This is a genomic window from Microbacterium sp. NPDC090281 (genome assembly GCF_044769635.1).
Classification (GTDB): Bacteria; Actinomycetota; Actinomycetes; order Actinomycetales; family Microbacteriaceae; genus Microbacterium.
In genome coordinates this window covers 858,108-882,562 of record NZ_JBIVYH010000002.1, presented here as the reverse complement: position 1 = coordinate 882,562, position 24,455 = coordinate 858,108, and the positions used below count along the sequence as shown (strand labels likewise).

Annotated in this window: 26 protein-coding genes; 15 read left to right on the top strand and 11 right to left on the bottom strand. The window is 68.5% G+C overall.

The window, feature by feature from the left end; translation table 11 throughout:
• Nucleotides 1-98 precede the first annotated feature (98 nt).
• From ACIQTX_RS18350 to ACIQTX_RS18330, 5 genes are read left to right on the top strand one after another with little or no spacing between them, the layout of a single operon-like run.
• Nucleotides 99-335 (top strand): DUF4160 domain-containing protein, encoded by a 237-nt coding sequence (locus ACIQTX_RS18350; protein WP_402974940.1) that lies wholly within the window; start codon nucleotides 99-101, stop codon nucleotides 333-335.
• Entirely contained in the window at nucleotides 316-552 is a 237-nt protein-coding gene (locus ACIQTX_RS18345; protein ID WP_105669596.1) for a DUF2442 domain-containing protein, read from the top strand. The genes ACIQTX_RS18350 and ACIQTX_RS18345 overlap by 20 nt, the downstream gene beginning before the upstream one ends.
• A gap of 41 nt (nucleotides 553-593) precedes the next feature.
• Nucleotides 594-1,148 carry a GNAT family N-acetyltransferase gene (locus tag ACIQTX_RS18340; RefSeq protein ID WP_402974935.1) on the top strand — a complete coding sequence of 185 codons (555 nt, stop codon included), beginning with the start codon at nucleotides 594-596 and terminating at the stop codon, nucleotides 1,146-1,148.
• Nucleotides 1,149-1,202: 54 nt separating this feature from the next.
• Nucleotides 1,203-2,681 (top strand): amino acid ABC transporter substrate-binding protein/permease, encoded by a 1,479-nt coding sequence (locus ACIQTX_RS18335; RefSeq protein WP_402974932.1) that lies wholly within the window; start codon nucleotides 1,203-1,205, stop codon nucleotides 2,679-2,681.
• Nucleotides 2,678-3,406, top strand: a complete 729-nt coding sequence (locus ACIQTX_RS18330; protein ID WP_028503117.1) for an amino acid ABC transporter ATP-binding protein — start codon at nucleotides 2,678-2,680, stop codon at nucleotides 3,404-3,406. Before ACIQTX_RS18335 ends, ACIQTX_RS18330 begins: the two co-directional genes overlap by 4 nt.
• Nucleotides 3,407-3,538: 132 nt before the next feature.
• Here the strand turns inward: ACIQTX_RS18330 and ACIQTX_RS18325 are convergent, their stop codons facing one another.
• The 4 genes from ACIQTX_RS18325 to ACIQTX_RS18310 all read right to left on the bottom strand — a co-directional run bounded on the left by ACIQTX_RS18325 (nucleotide 3,539) and on the right by ACIQTX_RS18310 (nucleotide 7,629).
• Nucleotides 3,539-4,849 carry an MFS transporter gene (locus ACIQTX_RS18325; protein WP_105527708.1) on the bottom strand — a complete coding sequence of 437 codons (1,311 nt, stop codon included), beginning with the start codon at nucleotides 4,847-4,849 and terminating at the stop codon, nucleotides 3,539-3,541.
• Complete coding sequence (locus ACIQTX_RS18320; protein WP_402974928.1) at nucleotides 4,846-5,325, bottom strand: winged helix-turn-helix transcriptional regulator; 480 nt, start codon at nucleotides 5,323-5,325, stop codon at nucleotides 4,846-4,848. The genes ACIQTX_RS18325 and ACIQTX_RS18320 overlap by 4 nt, the downstream gene beginning before the upstream one ends.
• A 308-nt stretch (nucleotides 5,326-5,633) precedes the next feature.
• Nucleotides 5,634-6,911, bottom strand: coding sequence for a phosphoribosylamine--glycine ligase (gene purD, locus ACIQTX_RS18315; RefSeq protein WP_402974925.1), 1,278 nt, complete (start codon nucleotides 6,909-6,911; stop codon nucleotides 5,634-5,636).
• Between the two features lie 43 nt (nucleotides 6,912-6,954).
• A complete protein-coding gene (locus ACIQTX_RS18310) occupies nucleotides 6,955-7,629 on the bottom strand; it encodes an NUDIX hydrolase (RefSeq protein ID WP_402974922.1) in 675 nt (224 codons plus the stop codon).
• Between the two features lie 49 nt (nucleotides 7,630-7,678).
• Here ACIQTX_RS18310 and ACIQTX_RS18305 point away from each other — a divergent pair, with 49 nt between their 5' ends.
• Nucleotides 7,679-8,047 carry a sterol carrier family protein gene (locus ACIQTX_RS18305; RefSeq protein WP_028503120.1) on the top strand — a complete coding sequence of 123 codons (369 nt, stop codon included), beginning with the start codon at nucleotides 7,679-7,681 and terminating at the stop codon, nucleotides 8,045-8,047.
• A gap of 75 nt (nucleotides 8,048-8,122) precedes the next feature.
• Here ACIQTX_RS18305 and ACIQTX_RS18300 read toward each other — a convergent pair whose 3' ends face one another.
• A complete protein-coding gene (locus tag ACIQTX_RS18300; RefSeq protein ID WP_402974919.1) occupies nucleotides 8,123-8,941 on the bottom strand; it encodes a BtpA/SgcQ family protein in 819 nt (272 codons plus the stop codon).
• A 125-nt stretch (nucleotides 8,942-9,066) separates the two neighbouring features.
• Here ACIQTX_RS18300 and ACIQTX_RS18295 point away from each other — a divergent pair, with 125 nt between their 5' ends.
• The 8 genes from ACIQTX_RS18295 (at nucleotide 9,067) to ACIQTX_RS18260 (ending at nucleotide 19,062) form a co-directional block, all read left to right on the top strand.
• Nucleotides 9,067-9,840 (top strand): DeoR/GlpR family DNA-binding transcription regulator, encoded by a 774-nt coding sequence (locus ACIQTX_RS18295; RefSeq protein WP_028503122.1) that lies wholly within the window; start codon nucleotides 9,067-9,069, stop codon nucleotides 9,838-9,840.
• Between the two features lie 172 nt (nucleotides 9,841-10,012).
• Nucleotides 10,013-11,047, top strand: a complete 1,035-nt coding sequence (locus tag ACIQTX_RS18290; RefSeq protein WP_402974915.1) for an autoinducer 2 ABC transporter substrate-binding protein — start codon at nucleotides 10,013-10,015, stop codon at nucleotides 11,045-11,047.
• A 64-nt stretch (nucleotides 11,048-11,111) separates the two neighbouring features.
• Nucleotides 11,112-12,650 carry a sugar ABC transporter ATP-binding protein gene (locus ACIQTX_RS18285; RefSeq protein WP_402974912.1) on the top strand — a complete coding sequence of 513 codons (1,539 nt, stop codon included), beginning with the start codon at nucleotides 11,112-11,114 and terminating at the stop codon, nucleotides 12,648-12,650.
• Nucleotides 12,647-13,675 (top strand): ABC transporter permease, encoded by a 1,029-nt coding sequence (locus ACIQTX_RS18280; protein WP_402974909.1) that lies wholly within the window; start codon nucleotides 12,647-12,649, stop codon nucleotides 13,673-13,675. The genes ACIQTX_RS18285 and ACIQTX_RS18280 overlap by 4 nt, the downstream gene beginning before the upstream one ends.
• A gap of 2 nt (nucleotides 13,676-13,677) precedes the next feature.
• Nucleotides 13,678-14,775 (top strand): ABC transporter permease, encoded by a 1,098-nt coding sequence (locus ACIQTX_RS18275; RefSeq protein ID WP_258131448.1) that lies wholly within the window; start codon nucleotides 13,678-13,680, stop codon nucleotides 14,773-14,775.
• Between the two features lie 24 nt (nucleotides 14,776-14,799).
• Entirely contained in the window at nucleotides 14,800-16,287 is a 1,488-nt protein-coding gene (locus ACIQTX_RS18270) for an FGGY-family carbohydrate kinase (RefSeq protein ID WP_402974906.1), read from the top strand.
• A complete protein-coding gene (locus tag ACIQTX_RS18265; RefSeq protein ID WP_402974904.1) occupies nucleotides 16,287-17,360 on the top strand; it encodes an aminopeptidase in 1,074 nt (357 codons plus the stop codon). The genes ACIQTX_RS18270 and ACIQTX_RS18265 overlap by 1 nt, the downstream gene beginning before the upstream one ends.
• 1 nt (nucleotide 17,361) lies before the next feature.
• Nucleotides 17,362-19,062, top strand: coding sequence for a dihydroxyacetone kinase family protein (locus ACIQTX_RS18260; protein ID WP_402974902.1), 1,701 nt, complete (start codon nucleotides 17,362-17,364; stop codon nucleotides 19,060-19,062).
• Nucleotides 19,063-19,072: 10 nt separating this feature from the next.
• Here the strand turns inward: ACIQTX_RS18260 and ACIQTX_RS18255 are convergent, their stop codons facing one another.
• From ACIQTX_RS18255 to ACIQTX_RS18245, 3 genes are all read right to left on the bottom strand, one after another.
• Nucleotides 19,073-19,519, bottom strand: a complete 447-nt coding sequence (locus ACIQTX_RS18255) for a hypothetical protein (RefSeq protein WP_402974900.1) — start codon at nucleotides 19,517-19,519, stop codon at nucleotides 19,073-19,075.
• Nucleotides 19,520-19,620: 101 nt separating this feature from the next.
• Nucleotides 19,621-20,397: an inositol monophosphatase family protein gene (locus tag ACIQTX_RS18250; protein ID WP_402974897.1), complete on the bottom strand. Its 777-nt coding sequence runs from the start codon at nucleotides 20,395-20,397 to the stop codon at nucleotides 19,621-19,623.
• Nucleotides 20,398-20,475: 78 nt separating this feature from the next.
• On the bottom strand, nucleotides 20,476-20,844 hold the full coding sequence (locus ACIQTX_RS18245; protein WP_402974894.1) for a VOC family protein: 369 nt from the start codon (nucleotides 20,842-20,844) through the stop codon (nucleotides 20,476-20,478).
• A gap of 62 nt (nucleotides 20,845-20,906) precedes the next feature.
• Between ACIQTX_RS18245 and ACIQTX_RS18240 the strand changes: the two genes are divergently transcribed.
• A complete protein-coding gene (locus tag ACIQTX_RS18240; protein WP_402974891.1) occupies nucleotides 20,907-21,356 on the top strand; it encodes a MarR family winged helix-turn-helix transcriptional regulator in 450 nt (149 codons plus the stop codon).
• A 19-nt stretch (nucleotides 21,357-21,375) separates the two neighbouring features.
• On the opposite strand, the gene ACIQTX_RS18235 is transcribed toward ACIQTX_RS18240, so the two are convergent.
• From ACIQTX_RS18235 to ACIQTX_RS18225, 3 genes are read right to left on the bottom strand one after another with little or no spacing between them, the layout of a single operon-like run.
• A complete protein-coding gene (locus ACIQTX_RS18235) occupies nucleotides 21,376-22,149 on the bottom strand; it encodes a heme ABC transporter ATP-binding protein (RefSeq protein ID WP_402974888.1) in 774 nt (257 codons plus the stop codon).
• The gene (locus ACIQTX_RS18230; protein ID WP_402974886.1) at nucleotides 22,146-23,219 is read right to left on the bottom strand and encodes a FecCD family ABC transporter permease; all 1,074 of its coding nucleotides are present in this window, start codon (nucleotides 23,217-23,219) and stop codon (nucleotides 22,146-22,148) included. Before ACIQTX_RS18230 ends, ACIQTX_RS18235 begins: the two co-directional genes overlap by 4 nt.
• A complete protein-coding gene (locus tag ACIQTX_RS18225; RefSeq protein ID WP_402974883.1) occupies nucleotides 23,216-24,322 on the bottom strand; it encodes a hemin ABC transporter substrate-binding protein in 1,107 nt (368 codons plus the stop codon). The genes ACIQTX_RS18230 and ACIQTX_RS18225 overlap by 4 nt, the downstream gene beginning before the upstream one ends.
• Nucleotides 24,323-24,455: the final 133 nt, after the last annotated feature.

Below are 24,455 nucleotides of genomic sequence, written 5' to 3'. Positions count from 1 at the left end.
TCTCCACGATCGAGCCCGAGAGGTGCGACTTCCGCACTTCTCGGGCTCGTCCTCGTCTTGCCTCCGACTCGGACTTGTGGCGGAGCTATCGTCGCTCCGTGCCGACGGTCATGCGAGTGCGCGGATACCGATTCTTCTTCTACAGCAACGAAGGATCGGAGCCCCCGCATGTGCACGTCGAGCGGGCGGAGTTCACTGCCAAGTTCTGGCTCAGGCCGGTAGAATCGGCGGCGAAGACGAGGTTCGACGACCGTGAGCTGCGACTGCTTCGACGATTGATCGAACGCCAGCGCGGGCTGATCGAGGAGGCGTGGCATGAGCACTTCGGTGGATGACGCCGTCGCCGTCGGCGTCGTGACCGACGAACGCGAACTGCATGTGCGCATGAAGGACGGACGAACGATCAGCGTTCCTCTCGACTGGTTTCCGCGACTCGTCGATGCGAGCCCCGACGAGCGTGCGGACTGGCGGCTGATCGGCGCCGGCGAGGGCATTCACTGGCCACAGCTGGATGAGGACGTATCCATCGCCGCGCTGCTTCGAGGTCGCTGACCCGTTTTGCCGGGCACTCAGGAATGTGATGTCATCGGGCGATGACGATCGCACTCTCTCGACCGAGCATCGACCTCTTCGACTCCTGGGCCGCCGCAGTGGCCGAGTTCGAGGGCGGACACGTCGACGGCGGCGGTATCGAGAAGGGCTTCGTTCCCGACCGCGCCGCGTTCGAGGCGATCATCGAGAAGGCGGCTCTGTATGCCACTCCCGGCGCGGTGCTGCCGGAGGGCCACGTGCCCTGTGACTACTTCTGGATCACCGAGGGCGACCAGATGGTCGGCTTCATCTCCTTCCGCCGTGAACTCAATGACCACCTGCGTCGTTTCGGCGGCCACATCGGCTACTCCGTGATCCCGTCGCGTCGCCGCGAGGGGATCGTCCGGGAGGCTCTGCGCCTCGTGCTGCGTCTCGCCAAGACGGAGGGCTACGAGAGCGTCATGCTGACCTGCGATGACGACAACGTCGGCTCCATCCGCACGATCGAAGGCGCCGGCGGAGAGCTCGAAGACGTGATCGATGCGCCGGAGCCCGGGCAGCCCCGCGTGCGTCGGTACTGGATCAGTATTTCGGGTGCTGGTCCTGCCGCGAGCTAGGGTAGTTCCTCGGCGGTCGTCCGGTCGCTGCTGTCGACTCGAGGAGCACACGTCGTGATCCGAAATCCATCCGCCGCGGCGGGCCGCCTGCGCCGATCGCTGCGCACTGCCGGCGCGGCCGCGCTCGTCGCCTTCGTCGCCGTGGGCGCACTCCTGGCCGGAGCCGCCCCCGCCACTGCTGCGAATGATGGCGAGAAATACGTCATCGGCACCGACACGACGTTCGCGCCGTTCGAGTTCACCGACAAGGACGGCAACCTCGTCGGCATCGACATGGACCTGCTCCGTGCGATCGCGAAAGACCAGGGTTTCGAGGTCGAGATCCGCCAGCTCGGATTCGACGCCGCCGTGCAGGCACTGCAGTCGAACCAGGTCGACGCGGTCATGGCCGGCATGTCGATCACCGAAGAGCGCGAGAAGACCTTCGACTTCAGCGAGCCGTACTTCACCAGCGGCATCCAGCTCGGCGTGCTCGAGGCCAGTGACATCCAGTCTCTCGACGACCTCGACGGCAAGGCTGTCGCAGTGAAGACCGGTACGCAGGGGCAGACCTTCGCCGATGAGAACAAGGCCGAATACGGCTTCAAGGTCACCCCGTACCAGGACACGACCGACATGGTCGATGCTGTGAAGGCCGGCCAGGCGGTCGGCTACTTCGAGGACTTCCCGGTGCTGGCCTACGGCATCCAGCAGGGCTCCGGCTTCCGTCTCATCGGCGAACCGGAGCTCGGCGGAGAGTACGGTTTCGCGGTCAACAAGGGGCAGAACCCCGAGCTGGTCGAGATGTTCAACGCCGGGCTCGCGAACCTGAAGGCGTCGGGGGAGTACGACAAGATCGTCGACACCTACCTCTCCGGTGGCGAGGAATCGACGCAGCCGACCGACATCTTCTCGGTCGCGGTGCAGTACTGGCCCGCCCTCATGGAGGGTCTGTGGCTCACCATCCTCGCGACGATCGTCGCGATCGTGGCCGCGTTCATCCTGGGTCTCATCTTCGGCTTCGGCCGGGTCGCGAAGTTCGCACCGTTCCGCTGGATCGCCACCGCCTACGTCTACGTCTTCCGCGGCACCCCGATCCTCATCCAGGCGTTCTTCGTGTTCTTCGCGATCCCGCAGCTGTTCCCGGGCCTCACGTTCAACCCGTTCGTCGCCGGAGCGATCACGCTCTCGCTCAACACGGGCGCGTACATGACCGAGATCATCCGCGGCGGCATCCAGGCGGTCGATCCAGGGCAGGCCGAGGCATCGCGCTCGCTGGGCCTCGGACACTGGAAGACGATGCAGAAGGTCGTTCTGCCGCAGGCGTTCCGCATCATGCTGCCCTCGTTCGTCAACCAGGGCATCATCACCCTCAAGGACACGTCGCTGATCAGCGTCATCGGTCTCGCGGAGCTGACCTTCGTGTCTCGCCAGATCATCGCCTCGACGTACCTGTCGGCGCAGGTGCTGACGATCGTCGCCATCATCTACTTCGTCGTGATCACGCTGCTGACGCTGCTCGCGAACCGCCTGGAGAGGAAGTTCAACGCATGAGCAAGATCGTGGTGCAGGACCTGCACAAGTCGTTCGGCGACAACGAGGTGCTCAAGGGCATCGACCTGGCTGTGGAAGACGGCGAGGTCGTGGCGGTCATCGGTCCTTCGGGCTCGGGTAAATCCACTCTGCTCCGCTGCCTCAACAAGCTCGAGGAGCCCACCTCGGGGCATGTCATCATCGACGGCGTCGACCTGACGGACAAGAGCGTGAAGCTCGATGAGGTGCGCCAGCGCATCGGCATGGTGTTCCAGCACTTCAACCTGTTCCCGCACATGACCGTGCTCGAGAACATCACGCTCGCGCCGGTCGAGTGCGGCAAGATGACGAAGGCCGAGGCGCGTGAGCGGGCGCTGTCGCTTCTGGAGCGGGTCGGCCTCTCCGAGAAGGCCGACGCGAAGCCGGCATCGCTCTCCGGCGGACAGAAGCAGCGCGTGGCGATCGCCCGTGCGCTCGCGATGGACCCCGAGATCATGCTGTTCGACGAGGCCACGAGCGCGCTCGACCCCGAGATGGTCGGCGAGGTGCTGCAGGTCATCCGCGATCTGGCTTCGGGTGGCATGACCATGGTGCTGGTGACACACGAGATGGGCTTCGCCCGCGAGGTCTCCGGTCGCACCGTCTTCATGGACGGCGGCGTCGTGGTCGAGGAGGCTCCGCCCGCCGAGCTGTTCGGCGCCCCCAAGAACGACCGCCTGAAGGACTTCCTCTCGAAGGTGCTCTGAGGTTAGTCCCGTGCACTCGTGCGCTTCGCGGCGCCGAGTGCACGGTTACTCGCCGAGTGCACGGGTAGTTCGCGTGAAGAAGCCGTGCACTCGACGGCATCCGGTGCACTCGGCGAGAGGTCTCGAGCGGGACTACTCGCGAACGGGTGCGGGGTGGCGGCGGATGGTGGCGCTGACCAGGGCGGCGACGGCGCAGAGGCCAGCGGCCGCGAACCACGCGAAGGTGTACTGGCCGGTGTGGTCGCGCACGAGCCCGGCGAGGATCGAGGCGATGCCCGCGCCGATCTGGTGCGCTGCGAACACCCAGCCGAACACGAGCGGGCCCTTGTCGCCGAAGACCTCGCGACACAGGGCGATCGTCGGCGGCACGGTCGCGACCCAGTCGAGCCCGTAGATCACGATGAACACGATGATGCTCGGCTGCACCTCGGCCGAGAGCAGGCTCGGCAGGAACAGCAGGCTCACGCCGCGCAGCGCGTAGTAGGCGGCGAGCAGGATGCGCGGGTTCACGCGGTCGGTCAGCCAGCCTGAGAACACGGTGCCGACGATGTCGAAGATTCCGACGACCGCGAGGAGCCCGGCGGCCGTGGTGGTCGCCATCCCGTGGTCGTGCGCGCTCGGGATGAAGTGCGTGCCGATGAGTCCGTTGGTCGTCGCACCGCAGATCGCGAATCCGATCGCCAGCGCCCAGAACGTCTTCGTGCGCGCGGCCTCTCGCAGCGTGGTCAGCGCGAGCTTCGCAGCTCCCCAGGCCGTGCCACGAGGAACGGGTGTCGGAGCCACGGTGGGCGCGGTCTCCCCGTAGCGGGCGACGCCGAGGTCGCTCGGACGGTTGCGGAGGAAGATCCAGACCAGGGGCATGACTGCGAGCGCCCCGCCGGCGATGATGAGCGATGCTCCGCGCCATCCGACGTCTTCGGCCGCTGCCGCGATCACCGGGAGGAAGATGAGCTGCCCGGTGGCGCTGCCGGCCGTGAGCACGCCCGAGACGAGTCCGCGCCTCGTGGCGAACCACGTATCGGTGATGGTTGCTGCGAAGACCAGCGCCATCGATCCGGTTCCGAGTCCGATCAGGACACCCCAGGTCAGGATGAGCTGGCCGGGAGTCGCGACGAACACGCTCAGCGCCGCACCCGCCCCGATCACGAAGAGGGCGACCACCGTCACCGCTCGGATGCCGAAGCGCTGCATCAAGGCCGCGGCGAACGGGGCGATGAGTCCGTAGAGGAGGAGGTTGATCGAGACCGCGAGGGACAGCTCGGCCGTGCTCCAGCCGAACTCCTCTTCGAGCGGCACCATGAGCACTCCGGGGGCCGCGCGGAAGCCGGCCGCACCGATGAGGGCGATGAGGGCGACGAGGGCCACCGTCCACGCGGGGTGGAAGCGGCGCTGTCGCGCGCCCAGCGGTTCCTCGATCGGCCCGTCGAGCGACTCGGCGGTCATGCCGTGTGCCCGGCGATGAGGGCGAAGGGCTCCCCGCCCATGCTGCGTCGTGCCCAACGGGTGCTGTCGGCATCGAGCGGTGCCGCACAGGTCGCGCACCAGTCGGCCGACTCCGAGACCTCGCCGCACCGGCCGCAGCTCACCGTCAGACCCCACGGCCCGTCCGGGTCGGTGATGCGGGCGAAGCGAGCGAAAGCATGCAGGATCGGAAGGGTCTCACGCCCGGCCTCCGTCAACCGGTACCCGCTGCGGGCCCCGTCGGAGTCTTCGCGCTCGACGAGATCGGCATCGGTCATCGCGGTCAACCGCCGGGACAGCACCGAGTCGGCGGCACCGGTGGCATCGCGCAGCTGGTCGAAGCGGGTGCGGCCGGAGAAGAGCTCACGCAGGATGAGCAGCACCCAAGGGTCGGCCAGCACGTCGGCGGAGCGGGCGATCGGGCAGGTCGCGGACGACCAGTCGGAGCGAAGCGGCATCCGCCCACTTTCTTGAAGAAAGCTGTCGATGTCAATCGCGAACCCGCACGTTGGCAGGATTCCTCTCCGCATTCGACGGTTTTCGCGCGCCGGCGGCCGGTGTGGATGGTCGCACCGCTGTCGAGTGCACGGGATCTCGCCGAGTGGACGGGGTGTGCACGTCGAGAAGCCGTGCACTCGCGTGGAAGCCGTGCACTCGCGGAGAAGCCGTGCACCCGGAAGAAGCGTGCACCCGGGCGAACCGTGCACCCGGGCGAGCGTGCACTCGACGTGCCTGGGCGACGTGCCTGGGCGGAGGGAGAGCGGGGCTACTCGGCGACGCGGGCGGCGATGTCGGTGCGGTAGTGGGAGCCGTCGAGGCGGATGTGGGCGATCGCCTCGTACGCGCGGTCACGCGCGGTGCGGAAGTCGGATGCCACGGCCACCACGTTGAGCACGCGGCCTCCCGTCGCGATGAGTGAGCCACCGGGTGCGTCGGGGCTGGCGGTCGCGGCGTGCACGATGCGGACGCCCTCGATGGCTGCGGCTTCCGCGAGACCCTCGATGGGACGCCCGGTCTGCGGCGCCTCGGGGTAGCCCTCGCTGGCCAGCACGACCGTGATCGCGACGTCATCGCTGAACACGGGCTCCGGCTGGTCCTCGAGGGTGCCGGATGCCGCGGCGAACAGCAGTTCCGAGAGCGGGGTGACCAGCCGCGGCAGCACGATCTGCGTCTCGGGGTCGCCGAAGCGGGCGTTGAATTCGATCACGCGCACACCCGCCGGGGTCAGGATCAGGCCGGCGTAGAGCAGACCGATGAACGGTGTGCCCTCGGCGTCGAGCTGCCGCACCACGGGGAGTGCCACGTCGCGGGTGACCTCTTCGACGAAAGCCTGTTCACTGCCGAACTGCTCGGCCAGCCACGGCAGCGGCGAGTAGGCGCCCATGCCACCTGTATTGGGTCCGGCGTCGCCGTCGAGCGCGCGCTTGAAGTCCTGCGCGGGGCTGAGCGCGCGCACGGTGTCGCCGTCGCTCAGGAAGAACAGGGAGACCTCGGGGCCGGAGAGGAACTCCTCGATCAGCACGGGGCCTGCGGGAAGATACTGCTCGGCGTGCGCGAGCGCTTCGGCGCGGTCGGACGTGACGATGACGCCCTTGCCCGCGGCCAGGCCGTCGGCCTTGACGACGTAGGGGGCGCCGAGTTCGTCGAACGCGCGCTCGACGTCGGCGGTGGTGGCGGCACGGACGGCGCGGCCGGTCGGCACGCCGGCGGCATCCATGACCCGCTTCGCGAACGACTTCGAGCCCTCTAGCTGTGCTGCCGCCTTCCCGGGGCCGAACACGGGGATGCCGCGCACGCGCAGGGCATCGGCGACTCCGGCGACGAGCGGGGCCTCCGGGCCGACGATGACCAGGTCGATCGCATGCTCATGGGCGAACGCGGTGACCGCACCGCCGTCGAGGGGATCGACTGAGACGGGGGTCGCATCCTGCGCGATGCCGGCATTGCCGGGAGCGACGAAGATCTCGTGCTCCGTCTGCTCGGCCCGCAGGGCGAGGATGATCGCGTGCTCACGGGCACCGGAACCGAGGACGAGAATCTTCACCCGTCCAGACTACCGAGGGTGACGCTCCGGATTTCGGCGGGGGTCAGAGGTCGACGGTCCGCTCCACGGAGGCATCCCACGGCACGGTCCAGTCGGCCGCATCGAAGAGGGCATCGAGAACCATCGCGGTGAAGCCCCAGACGATGGTCCCGTCGACGTCGAAAGCCGGGCCGCGGAACGTGTGCCCCATGCGGGTGATGGTCGAGGTGAACCGGGTATCGGGGTCGAGCAGCTGCGCGACGGGAACGCGGAACACCTCGACCGTCTCGGCGTGGTCGACCGCCACGACCCGCGACGGCGACTGCCACCACGCCAGTACCGGGGTGACCAGATGATTGCTCGCGGCGAGGGGGATCACAGGCAGCGTGGAGAGGATCTCGACACCGGTCGGATCGAGCCCGGTCTCCTCTTCGGCCTCGCGCAGCGCCGTGGCGACGAGGTCGGCATCGTCCGCCTCGACGCGGCCGCCGGGGAACGACACCTGGCCGGGGTGAGAGGAGAGGGTGGGCGCTCGCCGTTGCAGCAGCACGTCGAGATCGCGGGCGACGGCGGCATCGGTCGTCGGGGCGGGGATGCGGTCGAGCACGCCGAACAGGATGAGCACCGCGGCATCGTGGGCGCTCTGCGGATCGGCGAGCGGGGGGATCCGCACGCCCCAGGAGTGATCGGCCGCGGCCGCGAGCAGCTCGGCGCGGGCGCCCTGGGGATGCATGCTCATGCGTCCGAGCTTAGGACTCGCCGTGCGGTCGCGGTCGTAGTCTGGAGCAATGGTCAGGAAGATCGACATCGTCGACGGACGGACGGCTCTCGACGCGGTTCGCGTTGCCGAGTCTGCCGACGCGAAGCCGCAGCGCACCGACCTCGCCACCGCTGTGCGCTACCTCCTGCAGCTGCTCGACGAGAAGGCGCCCGGCAACAGCGTCGAGGTGCGGGTGCCGCCGTTCGGGGCCGTTCAGGTCATCCAAGGACCGCGCCACACCCGAGGCACCCCGCCCAACGTGGTCGAGATGGATGCCGCGACCTGGATCGCCGTCTCCACCGGGACGGAGCGGTGGGCGGATGCTGCGGCATCCGGCCGTATCCACGCCTCCGGTACCCGCGCAGATCTCAGCGACGTCCTGCCGGTACGACCGTAACGGTGCCCGAGACGCACAGGGCCGCCCCGCGATCACGAGGATCGGGAGCGGCGCTGGCGTTGCAGGGGTCGCGGGTTAGACGAGCTGCGACCGGAACGCCTTGGCGGCGCCCATGAGCTCTTCGACCCTCGCGCGGTCGGCGCGGTTCTCGAACTTGCCGTCCTGCTTGAAGTACGTGCCGACCACGGCGCCGTCGGCGACGGCGAGCTGGTCGGCGACGTTCGATGCGCGGACTCCGGTGTTGACGAACACCGGGACGTCTCCGGCGTTCTCCTTCACGATGGCGAGCGACTGCGTGTCGGTGGGAGCTCCGGCGGTGAGTCCGGAGACGCAGAGGGCGTCGGGGTTGGTCGCGAACACCGTGGTGCGGGCGATGGAGCCGAGGTCGCGCTCCGCGAGGTAGGCGGCCGACTCGGGGACGATGTTGAACAGCAGCTTCACGTTCCCGGCCCCGACCCGGTGGCGGTGCCGGGCGACCTCGCCGACGTTGGTGTTCCACAGCCCGAAGTCGCTGGCGTAGACGCCCGTGAAGATCTCGCGGACGAAGGCGGCATCGGTGGCGGTGGCGAGGTCGATCGAAGCCCGTCCGTCCCACAGCACGTTCACGCCGAAGGGGACGGCGAGATCGCGCTGCAGCTCGCCGAGGATGCGGGCCATCGTGATCGCGGTGATCGGCTCGGTCTTCGTGAGGTAGGGGAGGCTGAACTCGTTCGAGATCATCACGGCGTCGACGCCGCCGCTCTGCAGGGCGTCGAGTTCGCCGCGGGCGCGGTTCACGATCGCGGCGACTCCGCCGGCGGTGTCGTAACCGGGGTCGCCGGGGAGCGGGGCCAGGTGCAGCATCGCCACGATCGGCTTCTGCGTGCCGAACACCTCGGGGAGCCAGTTGGGCATGTCTTTCCTCGTTTCTTCGGAATGGATCACAGGTTCTGTGAAAGATTCACGTTGAGCAAAGCACAAGTTACTCATTCACACAAGCTTCTCGCCTAGGGTGGGATCTGCCACACGAGGAGGTAGGGATGGAAGCCCACGAGCGCCGCGCGCTGATCGAACAGCGGGTTCTCTCTGACGGGGAGGCCGAATTCAAGGCCCTCGCCCTGGAGTTCGACGTCTCCGAGATGACCATCCGACGCGACCTCGAACTCCTCGAGGAGCGCGGCAGCGTGCGCCGGGTGACCGGTGGTGTGATCGCCGCGCACGGGACAGCGGTGGAGCCGGGATTCAACTCCCGGGCACTGATGGGCGCACGCGAGAAGATCAACATCGCCGCGGCGGCCGTCGCCCACCTCAACCACGGCGAGACCGTCGTGCTCGACAGCGGCAGCACCGCGCTCGCCGTGGCCCGCGCGATCGTCGGCAAGGGCCTCGGGCTCACGGTCGTGACGCCCAGCATCCTCGTCGCGCTCGAGCTCCACGACGAGCCCAACACCACGATCCTCGTCACGGGTGGGCGGGTGCGTCCCGGCGAGCTCAGCCTGGTCGGCGCCGAGTCGATCGAGGCGTTCAAGCGCTACAACTGCGATGTCTACGTCATGGGCGTCTCCGGCGTGGACGGCAAGCGCGGTCTCTCCGACTACAGCAATGAAGAGGGCGCGGTGAAGCGCGCCGCGATCGATGCGTGCGACCGGGTCATCGTCGTCGCCGATGCGTCGAAGCTCGGCCGTGTGCACCTGACGAATGTCGCCGGCCCCGGCGAGATCGACCTGCTGGTGACCGATGGCGCGGTGGATCACCCCGCGCTCGTCGGTCTGCGGGCGGCCGGTGTGCAGATCGAAGCCGTCGCAGCGCTCTAGGAGCCCGCGCTCTGCGCCCGACCCGTTGCGCAACGGTTGCGCAACGGGTGTGAGATTTCGCATTGACAAGCGACGGTTTGACGTTTTACTGTTCCACAGCGATGAGATTTCTTCCCATTCCTCCCTGGGGGTGGTGGAAACTAACACTGGCTCACACACGAAGGAGTGGAACATGCGTAAGACGAAGTTGCTTGCAGGTGTCGGATTCGGTGCGGTGGCGATGCTGGCCCTGGCCGGTTGCGGTCAAGTCGGCGGATCCACGGGCGGTGGCGAGACCGGCGGGAGTGCCGAAGACGGCGCGATGGTCACCGTGGTCAAGATCTCGGGTGTCGGCTGGTTCGACCGTATGGAGGTCGGCGTCAAGGAGTTCGCCGAGGAGACCGGGATCGACGCCCGCCAGGAGGGCGCGGACGACGCGAGCCCCGAGAAGCAGATCCAGATCATCCAGGACCTGATCGCGCAGTCGCCGGCCGCGATCACCGTCGTCCCCAACTCGCCCGAGGCGCTGGAGTCCGTGCTCAAGCAGGCCAGGGACCAGGGGATCATCGTCGTCGCCCATGAGGCCGCGGGCATCGAGAACGCCGACATCGACATCGAGGCGTTCGACAACCGGGCCTACGGCGCGAAGATCATGGACAACCTCGCCGAGTGCATGGGCGACTCCGGACAGTACGTCTCGTTCGTCGGTGGCCTCACGGCCAAGACTCACATGGACTGGGTCGGCGGCGCCTACGACCAGCAGCAGGCCGAGTACCCCGACCTGACCCGCGTCGAGGAGCCGGTCGAGAGCAAGGAAGACGAGAACGTCGCCTACCAGCGGGCGAAGGAGCTGCTCGCGAAGTACCCCGACATCAAGGGCTTCCAGGGTTCGGCCGGCACGGATGTCGCCGGTATCGCCCGTGCCGTGCAGGAAGCGGGCCTGGAGGACCAGGTCTGCGTGATGGGCACCAGCATCCCCTCGGTGGCGAAGAAGTACATCGTCGACGGCTCGATCGACAAGATCTTCTTCTGGGACCCGGCGATGGCCGGCAAGGCGCAGCTCAAGATCGCGCAGCTGCTCGTCGACGGCGAGAAGATCACCGACGGCACCGACCTCGGCATCGAGGGCTACAACTCCCTGAAGAAGCTCGACGGCTTCGACAACGTGTACGTGGGTGACGCCGCCGTCATCGTCGACAAGGACAACGTCGACGACTACGACTTCTGATCCCGACGTCCGCCACGACTCAGGGCGGGGTCGCCCCCGCGCGACCCCGCCCCGGAGGAAGAACATGAACGCAGAACAGGCGCAGCCGGCGCCCGAGGCCGAGCCCACTCCCGAGGCCAGCCCCGTTCTCGAGGTCAGAGGGGTGCGGAAGGTGTTCGGCGGTGTCGTCGCCCTCGATGACGTCGGCATCACCCTCTACCCCGGACGGGTGCACTGCCTGGCTGGCGAGAACGGGTGCGGCAAGTCCACTCTCATCAAGATCATCAGCGGGGTCGAGAAGCCGGAAGCAGGCGAGATCCTGCTCGACGGTGAACCCCTGACACACCTCTCGCCGACGCAGGCCCTTCGAGCCGGCATCCAGGTCATCTACCAGGACTTCTCGCTCTTTCCCAACCTGACTGTGGCGGAGAACATCGTGCTCCCGGCCGCGATCGCCGCGCGACGCAAGCTCTACAGCGCGAAGAACCGGCGGCCCGAGGCGCAGCGCATCGTCGAGGAGCTGGGCCTGACCCTCGACCTCGACTCCGATGTCGAACGACTCTCCGTCGCCGACCGGCAGCTCACCGCGATCTGCCGGGCTCTCGTGCAGGACGCACGGGTCATCTTCATGGACGAGCCGACCACCGCGCTCACGCACTCCGAGGTCGAGCGGCTGTTCGCGCTCGTGCGGCGGCTGCAGCTGCGCGGTGTCGCCCTGGTGTTCGTCAGCCACAAGCTCGACGAGGTGCTGCAGGTGTCGCAGGACATCACGGTGCTGCGCTCAGGGCGCCTGGTCGCGAACGGTCCGGCCGCCGAGTTCGACGTGGCCTCCCTCACCCACGCCATGACCGGCCGTGCGGTGGATGACTCGCGCGTCGTCGTCGAGGTCGACGAGGAGGCTGAGCCGCTGCTGCGTGTGGAGCACCTCGATCTTCCCGGTGCCTTCACCGATGTCTCCTTCGACCTGCAGCCGGGCGAGATCCTCGGTCTCACCGGGCTGCTCGGCTCGGGCCGTGGTGAGATCGCCGATGCGCTGTTCGGCCTGCTCACCCCGCAGTCCGGAACCGTGACCGTCGGTGGTCGCGCCGTGCGACCGGGCAGCATCCGGGCATCCGTCGACGCGGGAATCGGCTATGTGCCGGAAGATCGGCTCACCCAGGGCCTGTTCCTCGACAAGTCGATCTCCGACAACATCATCGCGGGCTCCCTCAGCGAGCACGCGGTCGGCAAGGTGCTGCTGAGTCGAAAGCGCACCGCCGAAACCATCTCCCGTCTCTTCTCCCGCCTGCGCATCAAGGCGCCGAGCGTCGAGGCTCCCGTGCGATCGCTGTCCGGCGGCAACGCGCAGCGCGTCGTGCTGGCCAAGTGGCTCGCGACCAAGCCGCGGGTGCTGATCCTGAACGGACCCACGGTCGGCGTCGACGTGGGTTCGAAGGAAGAGATCCTGCAGATCCTCCGCGAGGCAGCGAACGACGGGATGGGCGTGATCATGATCTCCGACGACGTGCCCGAACTCGTCTCGCTCTGCAACCGCGTGCTCGTGGTGCGCCGCGGCGAGATCGTCTCGCGACTGGCCGGCGATGAGATCGCCGCGCCCCGAATCCAGGAGGTGATGGCCGCGTGAGCGCCACCGACACCCGCATCCGCCTTCCCCGTATCGGACGCATGTCGAACGAGCTGGTGCTCGCGAGCATCATCCTCGTCCTGGTGATCGTGATGTGCGCCGTGAATCCCGCGTTCTTCAGCGTGCACACGCTGTTCTCGATCCTGCGATCGGCTCTGGTCCCGATGGTCTTCGCGCTCGCGGTGCTCTTCGTGATCATCTCCGGCGGCATCGATGTATCGTTCGCGGCGATCGGCATCTTCGCCGCGTACACGACGGTGTCGCTCGCTCAGGGAGGACCGCTCGATTTCGGCCTGATCGGCATCCTCGCCTTCGCGATCGTGATCGGCGGCGCCCTCGGGTTCGTCAACGGCATCGTGATCGCCCGGTTCCGGCTCCCCACCCTGATCGTGACGCTCGCGACGCAGGGCATCTTCAAGGGGGTGCTGCTCGCCTACATCGGCTCCAAGTACATCGCCGAGCTGCCGGACGGCATCTCCTGGCTGTCGACCGCGAACCTGATCTCGATCGAATCGACCCGCGCCTACCTGCCGATGCTGATCGTGCCGGTCGTGCTGCTCGTGATCGGTGCCGCGTTCGTGCTGCGCCGCACGATGTTCGGCCGCGGCATCTACGCCATGGGTGGCGACCTGGAGGGGGCGCGACGCGCCGGCTTCCCGGTCGTGCGCCTGCAGGTCATGCTCTACGTGCTCGTCGGGGCGGTCGCCGCGATCGGCGGACTCATCCACGTCGTGCTCGGGCGCAGCGCCAACCCGCAAGACCTGGTCGGCACCGAGCTCGATGTGATCGCCGCGGTCGTCCTCGGCGGGGCCTCGATCTTCGGCGGTCGCGGCACCGTCACCGGCACCGTGCTCGGCGTGCTGCTGGTCCAGATCATCAACAACAGTCTCATCCTGATGGGCGTGCCCACGGCCTGGCAGCGTGCCGCCGTCGGGTTCCTTCTGGTGATCGGCGTGGGGATCCAGGCCGTCATGGCCCGCCGCGCCTCCCGTCGGACATTCGTCCTCGACACGGTGAAGGAGTGACAATGCCTCAGACGACCCCTCCCGGGCAGTTCGCCCGGATGAACGACCAGGTCGATCGGTCGGTGCGTTCTCTGCTCGGCCGTATCCACGTGAATCGCGGCGTAGGTCGGATGCTGGTGCTGTTCGCGCTCGCATTCGGACTGTTCGCGATCCTGAACCCGAGGGTCTTCCTCAATCCGATCAACCTGCAGAACATGATGGTCGCATCGCCCGAAGTCGGCATCCTCGCCATCGCCATGGCTCTCGCCATGCTCACCGGTGGGATCGACCTGTCGCTGGTGGCGATCGCGAACCTCTCGGCGATCACTGTCAGCACGATGTTCACCGCGATCGCCAGCAGTGACCCGGCGACCGCGGAGTCGATGGGTGGCCTCATCGCCTTGGTCGGAGTCCTGGTCGGCGCGCTCGCGGGAGCCGTCAACGGCTTCCTGATCGCGACGGTAGGCATCACACCCATCCTCGCGACGCTGGCCACGATGCAGATCTTCAACGGCATCGCGATCGTCTGGACCGGGGGCACCACGCTCTACGGCGCCCCGGCGGTGCTCTCCTCGGTCGGTCAGGCGACGGTCGGCGGCATCCCTCTTCTGTTCCTCGAGTTCCTCGTGGTCGCCGTTCTGATCGGGGTGCTGATCACGCGTACGCCGTTCGGACGACGTACACAGCTGCAGGGGGCGAACCCGACGGCGGCGATGTACTCCGGCATCCGCAGCACGAGCGTGCTCTACGGCACCTACGTGACGACGGGTGTGCTCGGCGGGATCGCGGGGCTGGTGTTCCTCTCCCGCAACCCGACGGCGAGCGCCGACTACGGCACGTCGTACGTGCTGCTCGTGATCGTGATCGCGGTGCTCGGCGGCACGAACCCCACCGGTGGGTTCGCGACCATCACCGGAGTGGTCCTCGCGACGCTCGTGCTGCAGGTCGTGCAGTCCGGCTTCACGGCGATCCGGCTCTCGGCCTACGAGTACGCGATCGCGCAGGGGGTGATCCTGATCGCGGTGATGGTGTTCGATCAGGTGAGGGTCAGGCGAAGGCCGCGCCCCGCACCCAGCAGTCAGACCGAGACGATCGCGCTCGCCGAGATCCCCCGGGCCTGACCCGCGCATCCGAAAGGCATCCTGATGGAACTGTTCCTCGGCATCGATGTCGGAACCTACGAGACCAAGGGCGTGCTGGTCGATGCCACAGGTCACGTGCACGCCGAGGCGCGTGCGCGGCACGGCATCAGCACACCCGAGCCCGGCATGGTCGAGCAGGATGCCGATGCCGTGTGGTGGCACGATGTCGTCGAGGTGGCCTCGGCGCTGCGGAAGGCGATGCCGGATGCCGTGATCGCCGCGGTCGCGTGCAGTGCGATCGGTCCGTGCGTGCTGCCGGTCGATGCCGAGCTGCGTCCGCTGCGCCCGGCCATCCTCTACGGCGTCGACACCAGGGCCACGGAGGAGATCGATCTGCTCGATGCACGGCTCGGGCGGGAGGAGATCTTCCGGCGGGCGGGAAATGCGCTGACGAGTCAGTCTGCGGGCCCGAAGATCCTGTGGATCGAGCGCAACGAACCCGCGGTCGCCGCACGCACCCGGTGGTACCTCACGAGTCAGAGCTACCTGGTCGCGCGCCTCACCGGCGACGTCGTGATCGACCACGCGACGGCCGGGTACTTCCACCCCTGCTACGACCTCGCTCGGCTCGACTGGAACCACGACGGGATCGACGACCTGATCCGCCCGGAGACGCTGCCCCGGCTCGGGTGGTCGACGGATGTCGCCGGCACGGTCACCGCCGAAGCGGCCATGGCGACCGGTATCCCCGAGGGCACCCCGGTGCTGGTGGGCACGACGGATGCCGTCGCCGAGGCGGTCGGTGCCTCGGTCGTGGCGACCGACGACCTGATGCTCATGTACGGATCGAGCGGGTACTTCATCCGCGTGACCGACGAGCCGCATGCGGATCCGCGGCTGTGGGCCGCGCCATTCGCGCTGCAAGGGCGCTACGTGCTCGCCGCGGGAACGTCGACCGCCGGCACGGCGACGAGGTGGATCGCCGACCTGCTCGGACTCGACCACGGTGATGGCGACTCCGCGATGTTCGGGCGGCTGATGGAGCTCGTGCGCTCGGCCCCGCCCGGTGCGAACGGCGTGCTGCACCTGCCGCATTTCAGCGGGGAGCGCACGCCGTTGCACGACCCAGACGCCCGGGCATCCTTCAGTGGGCTCACGCTCTCGACCGGTCGCGCAGATCTCGCCAGGGCGGTGGTCGAGGGGGTCGGACAGTCGATCGCGCTCGCCGTCTCTGCGCTGCTCGATGCCGGTGCTGGCGAACCGCGCGTGGTCGCGATCGGCGGCGGAACGCACAACGAGGTGCTGGTGCAGACGGTCAGCGACCTGACGGGCCTTCACCAGCGAACCGCCGCGACCCTCGGTGCGGCCTACGGCGATGCGATGCTCGCGGCGATCGGCCTCGGTGTCGTGACGGAGGGGCAGGCCGCGGGCTGGGTCGCCTTCTCCGGTGAGGTCGCGCCGCAGGAGAATGCCGCCCGGCAGCTGCGGGCGAGCTACGAACGTTTCCCGGAGACATACCGCGCACTGCGCGCGCTGAGAGAGGTGGACTGATGAGCAGGTGGCAGGAACTGGCCTCGCATCTGGCTGAGGTGAACGAGGTCGGGCAGGGGACCAGGGTCTCGGTGTTCGCGACGACCTCCTCGGTGCTCGATGCGGTCGACGCCTTCGTCGAAGAGGTGTACCGCCGTGGCGGGATGCCCCAGGTGCTGCTCGTCGAGGAGAAGTACGATCGCTTCGCTCTGACGCATGCCAGCGAAGCCCTGCTGCGTGAGGCGGCCCCGCTCGAGCTGGCCTCGATGGAATGGGCCGACGTGCACGTCTCGTTCCGGGGTATGGAGCCGCCGGCCGACGAGATCGACGGCGCCAGGCTCAGCCTGCAACGCGAGGGCAAGGGCCTCGTGTCGACCGCACGGTGGCAGGGCACCAAGTGGACGCTCGTGCGCATCCCCACGCCCGAGTGGGCGACGCTCATCGGGGTGCCCCGGGAGCAGCTGGAGCAGGAGTTCTTCGCCGGCACGCTCGCCGACTGGACAGCGCATCGCGCACACCTCGACCGGCTGTGCGCCGAGCTGAACCGCACCTCGATGGTCCGCATCCTCGATGACGACACCGATCTGCGCCTGAACTGCGCCGGCCGCATCTGGGTGCCGTTCGCGGGGGAGGCGAACCTGCCGGACGGCGAGGTCGCGACCGCACCGGTGGAAGACGGCGTCGAGGGGCACATCACGTTCCCCGGATCGTTCTGGTTCGGCGGCGCGACCATCACCGACCTCCGACTCGACTTCGTCGCTGGGCGGGTGGAGAAGTTGTCTGCCACCCGCGGCCTCGACCTCGTGGAGCGCATCCTCGAGGCAGACGGCGCTCGCCGAGTGGGTGAGCTCGGCATCGGCACCAACCCGCATGTGCAGACGATGACCGGCGATCTTCTGATCGACGAGAAGATCCTCGGCACGGTGCACATCGCGCTCGGCCGCTCGTACCCGCAGTGCGGGGGCAAGAACGAGTCGGCCATCCACTGGGACATCGTGAAGGACCTGCGGTCCTCCGGCAGGCTCGAGGCCGACGGGCGGGTACTCATCGACCGCACGACATACGATCCGATCCTCTCCGGACAGGAGCACTGACATGCGCAAGATCATCAACGACCCTCAGGCGTTCGTCGACGAGACGCTGGAGGGGATTCTCCTCGCCCACCCCGACGAGCTGCGGGCCGTCACCGCGGACCGGCGCGCTCTGGCGCGGACGGATGCTCCGGCACCGGGGCGCGTCGGCATCGTGACCGGCGGCGGCTCCGGTCACCTGCCGTTCTTCCTCGGCTACGTCGGTCGCGGTCTGTGCTCGGCGGTCGCCGTGGGCAACGTGTTCTCCTCGCCGAGCTCCGCCCAGATCCATGCCGCATCCGTGGCCGTGCACTCCGACGCCGGACTCCTCTACCTCTACGGCAACTACGGTGGCGATGTGCTGAACTTCGACATCGCGGCAGAGCGCTGCCGGGCGGAGGGCATCGAGGTGCGCACGGTGCTGGGTGCGGACGACATCCAGTCCGCCCCGAGCGACCGTGCGGATTCGCGCCGCGGTGTCGCCGGGCTCGTGCTCGTCTACAAGGTCGCGGGGGCGATGGCCGATCGCGGTGCCTCCCTCGACGAGGTCGAGCGCGTGACCCGCAAGGCGGCGGATGCGACCCGCACCATGGGCGTCGGCCTGTCGCCGACCGTGCTCCCGGCGGCGGGTGAGGAGACCTTCACGCTCGATGCGGGCGAGATGGAGATCGGCGTCGGCATCCACGGAGAGCGCGGCAGTCACCGCGGCCCGTTGGAGACGGCGGATGCGATCACGGATCGGTTCCTGGCCGAGATCGGGACGGAGCTCGACCTGACCGAGGGCCGCCGGGTGGCCGTGCTCGTGAACGGGCTGGGCTCGACACCCCTCGAAGAGCTCTACGTGATCTACCGGCGAGTGCACCACACGCTCGCGGACGCCGGGGTCGCCATCGGCTACCGACTCATCGGCGAGTACGTCACGAGCTTGGAGATGGCCGGAGCCTCGCTGTCGATCATGCAGCTCGATGATGAGTTGGAGGAGCTGCTGCACGACCCGGCGGGGTCGCCGTTCTTCCGTCAGGGCGCCGCTGCGGTGGGGGAGACGTTCACCGCAGGCGCGGTCGTGGACGAAGATGCAGTCATCGTCGAGGCGACGGTGGCCGGATCCCGCAGCGACCTGCGCGACCTGCTCCTGAGTGTGCTGCCGCGGATGGAGCGGCACCGCGAAGAGCTGCGCGCCCTGGATGCCGCACTCGGCGACGGAGACCTCGGCGTCACGGTCGCGGTCGGCAGCGCGGCGGTCGCGGATGCACTGCGGCAACTTCCGGATGGCCTCGACGCGCGCAGCATCCTGCGCACGGCGGGTGACGCATTCGCCGCAGCGAACCCCTCGACGTTCGCGGCCCTGATCGGCAGCGGTCTGCTCGCTGCGTCCGACGAGGTGCCACCGGGTGTGCACGTCGATCGGGCGGGCCTCGTCGATGTGGTCCAGACGGTGGCGGCGAAGATCGCCGCGCAGGGTGGGGCCGTGCGGGGCGACAAGACCGTGATCGACGTGCTCGTGCCCATCGCCGAAGCGCTGGAGGCCGGAGCGGAGGCGGCCGAAGTGTCGCAGGTAGCGCTCGCCGCGGTCGCCGAGAGCACCGGGTGGCAGTCGCGACGCGGTCGTGCCGGTTGGCAGCAGGAGCGCTCGGTCGGTCACGCGGATCCCGGCTCGGTCGCCGTCGCGCGCCTCGTCGAGGAGATCGTGCGGGTTCAGGACGACACCGGTCAGACCGGCTCCTAGGGTCTGCGGATCAGGCCCGTCTGCGTCGCGCGATCTCGTCCGCGAGTTGCTGCACGCGGGCCGGGTCCGCGTCGCGGGCGAGGGCGACGTAGTGGTCCATGACGGCCGGCCGGTAGCGCACGGGCATCGTCTGTCCTGGCGCGAGCCGGGTGAGCTCGGTGATCGTGAGGTCTTCGTCTGCGATACCGCGGAACGAGATCCCGTCGGCGGTCTCCACATCGAGGAGCAGGACCACACGGGGGTTGCTGTTGACCTCGCGCCAGTCGACGAGAACGCCGAGCGCAAGCTCGCCCGTGCGCAGTTCCGCAGTGCGAGTGCGTGCCTCACCGCTCAGAAGCGGGTTCGGGGCGACGCCGGGGAAATCGGGTCCGACGCCGAGCGATTCCCGACTCAGATCGGGCCTGAGCTGTTCCATCAGATCGTTGAGGCGCTGCTTCTTCTTCTTCGAACCGAACATCCTCACCCTCCCTCACCTCAGCGCCGAGGACTGTGCCTGGCGCTCCGCGTTTCATCGCGATTGTACGGGGGCGGGTCGGCCCTCCGTCCGGTGTCGGATGCCTACTCGACCGGCAGGTGCGGTGGATGGGCGACGATGCCGCCTCGCATCGTCGCCGGACGCTTCACGATGAGCCCTGCCTCTTCGGCGATCAGCGCACCCGCTGCCCAGTCGAACTCGTACAGGTCGGTCTCGATGAAGGCGTCGACGCTGCCCTCAGCCGCGAGGCACAGTCCGAGCGCGGCCGACCCGATGCTGCGGAGATCCGTGAACGCCGACATCCTCGCCGGGAGGTCGGTGAGCTGCCTGGCCCGCTGCTCGGGATCGTAGGAGAACCCGACGGCGAGCAGCACCGGGGTGGCATCGACCGCAGGCCCGTGCAGCCGTCGTCGGATGCCGCGGGACTCACGGTATGCGCCGAGCCCCGCGCCCGCGGAGTAGACGTGATCGAGTTCGGGGGCATGCACGACGCCGGCGAGCCAGGCACCGGAGCGTACGTCCTGCACGGCGACGGATGACCCGTAGTGCGGCAATCCGCGCACGAAGTTCGAGGTGCCGTCGAGCGGGTCGATCGACCAGCGGAGCGCGGAGCCGGTACCGGTGGTCGCGTACTCCTCGCCCGATACCTCGTCGTCGGGGCGGTGCTCGGCGAGCACCGCGCGGATCGCGCGTTCGGCGCGCAGGTCGATCTCGGTGACCACGTCACCCGATGCACCCTTCGTGCGGAGGCCGAGTGCCTCGGGTGATGCGTCGCGCTCGCGCGCGGCCTCGGCGAGCACTGCGGCGCCGGCGGCTGCGGCGGAGAGGGCGATGTCGAGCAGTTCGGATGCAGACGGCATTCTGATATCGGACCTCCGGTGGGCGATCCTCCAGCGTAGCGGCGGGCGGGCGGCCGACCCGGAGGAGGGGCCGCCAGGTCAGGCGCGGTCGTGGAGGGTGATCCGGTAGCCGTCGGGGTCGGCGAAGGTGAAGGTGCGGCCGAACGGCCCGTCGATCGGGTCCGCGACGATGGTGTGTCCGTCGGCGAGGAGCGCATCGTGGATGGCCTGGACATCGGTGGCGTGAAGCCAGATCGCTGCGCCGATACCGGGCTGGGCGACGCCGGTCAGGTCGGTGCCCGGGGCGATGTCCCGGAGGGCGAACGCGATCGGAGTCGTCTCGAAGACGACGGCGTGCGGAGGGCCGGCCGGAGAGCGGACGAGGCCGAGGTACTGCTCGTAGAAAGACTGGGAGGCGGCGAGGTCGCGTGCCTGGAGGGAGATGAAGTCGGGGCCGGTGACGGGCATGTGGTGTTCCTTCGGTAGGTGTCAGTTTTCTGATATGGGCAACTGTATGTCAGAATACTGACATGAGTCAAGACCGAGTCGGGATCGACCTGGACACGTCGTTGGGCTACCTGCTGAAGGAGGCGTCCAGCGCGCTCCGCGCTGCGATGGAGGAGGTGCTCCGTCCGCTCGGCATGACCATCACTCACTACTCCTGCCTCGAGCTGCTCGCGCAGCGCCCCGGGTTGTCGAACTCCGAGCTCGCGCGAGGTGCATTCGTCACGCGGCAGTCGATGAACGTGCTGCTGCAGGCGCTGGAGCGGGACGGGTTCGTGACCAGGCCCGCCGCCGCCCCGGTCGGCAAGGCGCTTCCGGCCAGCCTCACCGACCGGGGCCGGCAGAGTCTCTCGGCGGCGACCACCGCTGTGCGCTCGGTCGAGGTCCGGATGCTCTCCGGTATGACCGAGGAAGAGCAGGCGGGTGCCCTGCACAACCTGCGGAGCATGATCCGCTCGCTGCGCGGAGACGCATAGTCCTCCGCCGACCCTTGGTTCAGCGCCGGGCGACCACCAAAGGAATCCCCGTCACCGGGTGTGGGAACACATCGACCGCCTGGCCGTAGACCTGCTCGATCCGCTCTGCCGTCAGCACGTCCGCCGCGGTGCCGGTCGCCGCGACCCTGCCATCGGCGAGCAGGGTCACTCGGTCGGCGTGCGCGAGCGCGGCATTGAGGTCGTGCAGCACGATGGCCACTGCGATCCCGGCATCCGCACGCCCTCGGATCAGCCGCATGACGTCTTCATGATGCTTGAGGTCGAGCGCCGCGGTCGGCTCGTCGAGCAGCAGGATGCCGGTGCTCTGCGCGATCACGCGTGCCAGGGCGACACGTGCGCGCTCGCCGCCGGAGAGCGAGGGAACTGCGCGGGCCTTGAGCGCTGTGACCTCGGTCTGGGCCATCGCCGCTGATACCAGCTCGTCGTCGTCCTCGGCCGCCGGGGTGCGCGCCCAGGGAGTCCGCCCCATGCGCACGACCTGCTCTGCGCTGAACGGGAACGTGACGGTGTTCTCCTGCAGCAGCACAGCCCGCTGCTGGGCGAGAATGCGCGGCTTGACGCGGTCGATCGGCCGGCCGTCGAGCTCGACCTTTCCCGCCTGCGCGGCGACGTCGCCGGAGAGCACCCCGAACAGGGTGGACTTGCCCGCTCCGTTGGGCCCGACCAGGGCATGGATCTCTCCCTCGTGGATCTCGATGGAGGCATCGTCGAGGATCGTGCGCCCTTCGCCGACGCGCACGGTGAGCCCTGCGCCGCGGAGCCGCACGGTCATGCCCATCCTCCCAAACGACGGCGCGTGCGCACGAGCAGCCACAGGAAGAACGGCCCGCCCACGAGCGAGGTGATCATCCCGATCGGCAGGTCGGCGAGTGGGACGGCGGTGCGCGCGACGAGGTCGGCGACGGCGATGAGCAGCGCGCCGCCGAGCGCCGAGGCGATCACGAGTGGCAGGTGGGCGGGACCGATCATCATGCGCATCAGGTGCGGCACGACGAGCCCGGCGAACCCGATGATCCCGGCGAACGCGACCGCCGCGCACACCAGCAGCGCGACCGTGACGATGACTACGATCCGCAGCAGCTCGACGTTGATGCCGAGGTGTCGTGCGGTGCGCTCGCCCAGGGCGAAGAGGTCGAGACTGGGCGCGACGATCAGGGCGACGACCACGCCGATCAACACGAGGGGTGCTACCAGCTGGATGTTCGACCACAGCGCGCCGTTGAGCGAACCCAGCTGCCAGAACACGATCTGCTCGCGGGTCGATGTGGTGCCGAGGAAGGTGAAGAAGGCCATGCCGGCGCCGGCGATCGCATTGATCGCGATGCCGGTGAGGAGAAGAGTCACCACTTCGGTGCGGCCGCCCGAGCGACTGATGAGGTACACCGAGAACACCGCGACCAGGCCGCCGATGAACGCGAATGCCGGCGTCGTCCACATCCCGAAGGTGGCGAGTCCGAACGTGATGCTCGCGGCTGCACCGAGCGCTGCTCCCGAGGAGACGCCGACCACACCGGCATCCGCGAGCGGGTTGCCGAAGATCGCCTGCATGAGCACGCCGGAGACGGCGAGGGCGGCGCCGACGAGGAGCCCGAGCACGATGCGCGGCATCCGCAGGTTGAAGATCACGCCGTAGTCGGTGGATGCCGCGGGTGCCCAGCCCGTGTCGATACCGACGCCGTGCAGCAGCACCCCGATGAGGGAGGTGGGGGAGAGGTCGTACTGTCCGCTCGTGATCGACACGATGCAGGTGGTCACGAGCGCGACGATCAGGCCGACCGTCACCAGCGCGAAGCGCAGGCCCCGGTGCCTGCTCGGTGTCGGGGTGACGACCTCGCCGGTCACTTCGCGGGCTCGGGTGCGTACAGGGCGCGGGCCAGAGCGCCGATCACGTCGGCGGTGCGCGGGCCGAAGCTGAGGATCTCGCTGTCGGCCATGTCGATCACCCGACGATTCGCTCCGGCGGGGGTCTCGGCCACGGCGGGGACCCGCTCGATGAGACCGTCGATGCCGCCGACGGATTCGAGTCCATCGGTCATCATCACCAGCACGTCCGGCTGCGCGGCGACGAGGGCCTCAGCGGTCATCGGCTTCATGCCCTCCCAGCCGATCTCGGCCGCCACATCGACGCCGCCCACCGCGTCGATCAGCGAGTCGGCGCCTGAGTCCTCGCCGAAGATGTAGTAGACGTTGGCGCTGCCGCGCACGTAGAGGAAGAGCATCCGCGCGCGATCGGCTTCGGCGGCGGGCACGACCTCGGCGATCTCCGCGAGCGTCTCGTCGACCGAGGTGTCGAGCCGTGCGATGAGCGCTTCACCCCGACCGGGCACGCCGAGCGCGGTGGCGATCTCGGTCACCAGCTCGTCGGTGGTGTCGAGGCGCCGGTCGCTGGAGATCACGACGACGGCGATCCCGGCGTCGCGCAACTGCTGACGGACCTCTTTCGGGCCGATCGTGGTGTCGGTGAGCACCACGGTGGGGGCCAGTTCGAGAATCGCCTCGGCGTTGAGCGTGTGGCCGGTCTTGGTGACGACCGGGAGGTCTTCGGTCCCGGCGAAGACCGTGGAGGCGTCGCGGCCGACGACCTGGTCGCCGAGTCCCAGAGCGAAGACGGTCGATGCGATAGTGCCCGAGATGTCGATCGGGAGGATGCGGTCGACGTCGGTGATCTCGACCTCGTGGCCTTCACTGTCGGTCACTGCCACGGGCAGCTTCGGCGCGGTGTCGTCGTCGACGGGCTCGATCGCATGGCTCGAGAGGCAGGCGGTGGACGGCCCTGTGTGGCCGCGCACATCGTCGATCAGATCGAGCGAGGCGAGTGAGGCGGAGGCCTGTGGGCAGGTGGCGTCCACAGCGGCTGGCGGTGCGGCGGTGGCTCCCGGCTCTGCGCACGCGGTGAGTCCGACGGCAAGAGCGGCGACGAAGAAGAGAGCGAGAACGCGACGCATTAGGCAAGGCTATCCTAAAACTTGACGCGCGCTGATTCGCACCTCTACGCTCAGGAACGGCGGCTTGCTTAGCTAAGCCTAACCAAAACCCCTCCCTTCACCCGACTGCATTGCGGCACCGCAGGCACGTGTC

Excerpts from the sequence above, each read along its gene's own strand:
- ACIQTX_RS18345 (WP_105669596.1), top strand. The coding sequence starts at position 316 with ATGAGCACTTCGGTGGATGACGCCGTCGCCGTCGGCGTCGTGACCGAC.
- ACIQTX_RS18340 (WP_402974935.1), top strand. The coding sequence starts at position 594 with ATGACGATCGCACTCTCTCGACCGAGCATCGACCTCTTCGACTCCTGG.
- ACIQTX_RS18330 (WP_028503117.1), top strand. The coding sequence starts at position 2,678 with ATGAGCAAGATCGTGGTGCAGGACCTGCACAAGTCGTTCGGCGACAAC.
- ACIQTX_RS18325 (WP_105527708.1), bottom strand. The coding sequence starts at position 4,849 with ATGACCGCCGAGTCGCTCGACGGGCCGATCGAGGAACCGCTGGGCGCG.
- ACIQTX_RS18320 (WP_402974928.1), bottom strand. The coding sequence starts at position 5,325 with ATGCCGCTTCGCTCCGACTGGTCGTCCGCGACCTGCCCGATCGCCCGC.
- ACIQTX_RS18310 (WP_402974922.1), bottom strand. The coding sequence starts at position 7,629 with ATGAGCATGCATCCCCAGGGCGCCCGCGCCGAGCTGCTCGCGGCCGCG.
- ACIQTX_RS18305 (WP_028503120.1), top strand. The coding sequence starts at position 7,679 with ATGGTCAGGAAGATCGACATCGTCGACGGACGGACGGCTCTCGACGCG.
- ACIQTX_RS18300 (WP_402974919.1), bottom strand. The coding sequence starts at position 8,941 with ATGCCCAACTGGCTCCCCGAGGTGTTCGGCACGCAGAAGCCGATCGTG.
- ACIQTX_RS18295 (WP_028503122.1), top strand. The coding sequence starts at position 9,067 with ATGGAAGCCCACGAGCGCCGCGCGCTGATCGAACAGCGGGTTCTCTCT.
- ACIQTX_RS18290 (WP_402974915.1), top strand. The coding sequence starts at position 10,013 with ATGCGTAAGACGAAGTTGCTTGCAGGTGTCGGATTCGGTGCGGTGGCG.
- ACIQTX_RS18285 (WP_402974912.1), top strand. The coding sequence starts at position 11,112 with ATGAACGCAGAACAGGCGCAGCCGGCGCCCGAGGCCGAGCCCACTCCC.
- ACIQTX_RS18275 (WP_258131448.1), top strand. The coding sequence starts at position 13,678 with ATGCCTCAGACGACCCCTCCCGGGCAGTTCGCCCGGATGAACGACCAG.
- ACIQTX_RS18270 (WP_402974906.1), top strand. The coding sequence starts at position 14,800 with ATGGAACTGTTCCTCGGCATCGATGTCGGAACCTACGAGACCAAGGGC.
- ACIQTX_RS18265 (WP_402974904.1), top strand. The coding sequence starts at position 16,287 with ATGAGCAGGTGGCAGGAACTGGCCTCGCATCTGGCTGAGGTGAACGAG.
- ACIQTX_RS18260 (WP_402974902.1), top strand. The coding sequence starts at position 17,362 with ATGCGCAAGATCATCAACGACCCTCAGGCGTTCGTCGACGAGACGCTG.
- ACIQTX_RS18255 (WP_402974900.1), bottom strand. The coding sequence starts at position 19,519 with ATGTTCGGTTCGAAGAAGAAGAAGCAGCGCCTCAACGATCTGATGGAA.
- ACIQTX_RS18250 (WP_402974897.1), bottom strand. The coding sequence starts at position 20,397 with ATGCCGTCTGCATCCGAACTGCTCGACATCGCCCTCTCCGCCGCAGCC.
- ACIQTX_RS18245 (WP_402974894.1), bottom strand. The coding sequence starts at position 20,844 with ATGCCCGTCACCGGCCCCGACTTCATCTCCCTCCAGGCACGCGACCTC.
- ACIQTX_RS18240 (WP_402974891.1), top strand. The coding sequence starts at position 20,907 with ATGAGTCAAGACCGAGTCGGGATCGACCTGGACACGTCGTTGGGCTAC.
- ACIQTX_RS18235 (WP_402974888.1), bottom strand. The coding sequence starts at position 22,149 with ATGACCGTGCGGCTCCGCGGCGCAGGGCTCACCGTGCGCGTCGGCGAA.
- ACIQTX_RS18225 (WP_402974883.1), bottom strand. The coding sequence starts at position 24,322 with ATGCGTCGCGTTCTCGCTCTCTTCTTCGTCGCCGCTCTTGCCGTCGGA.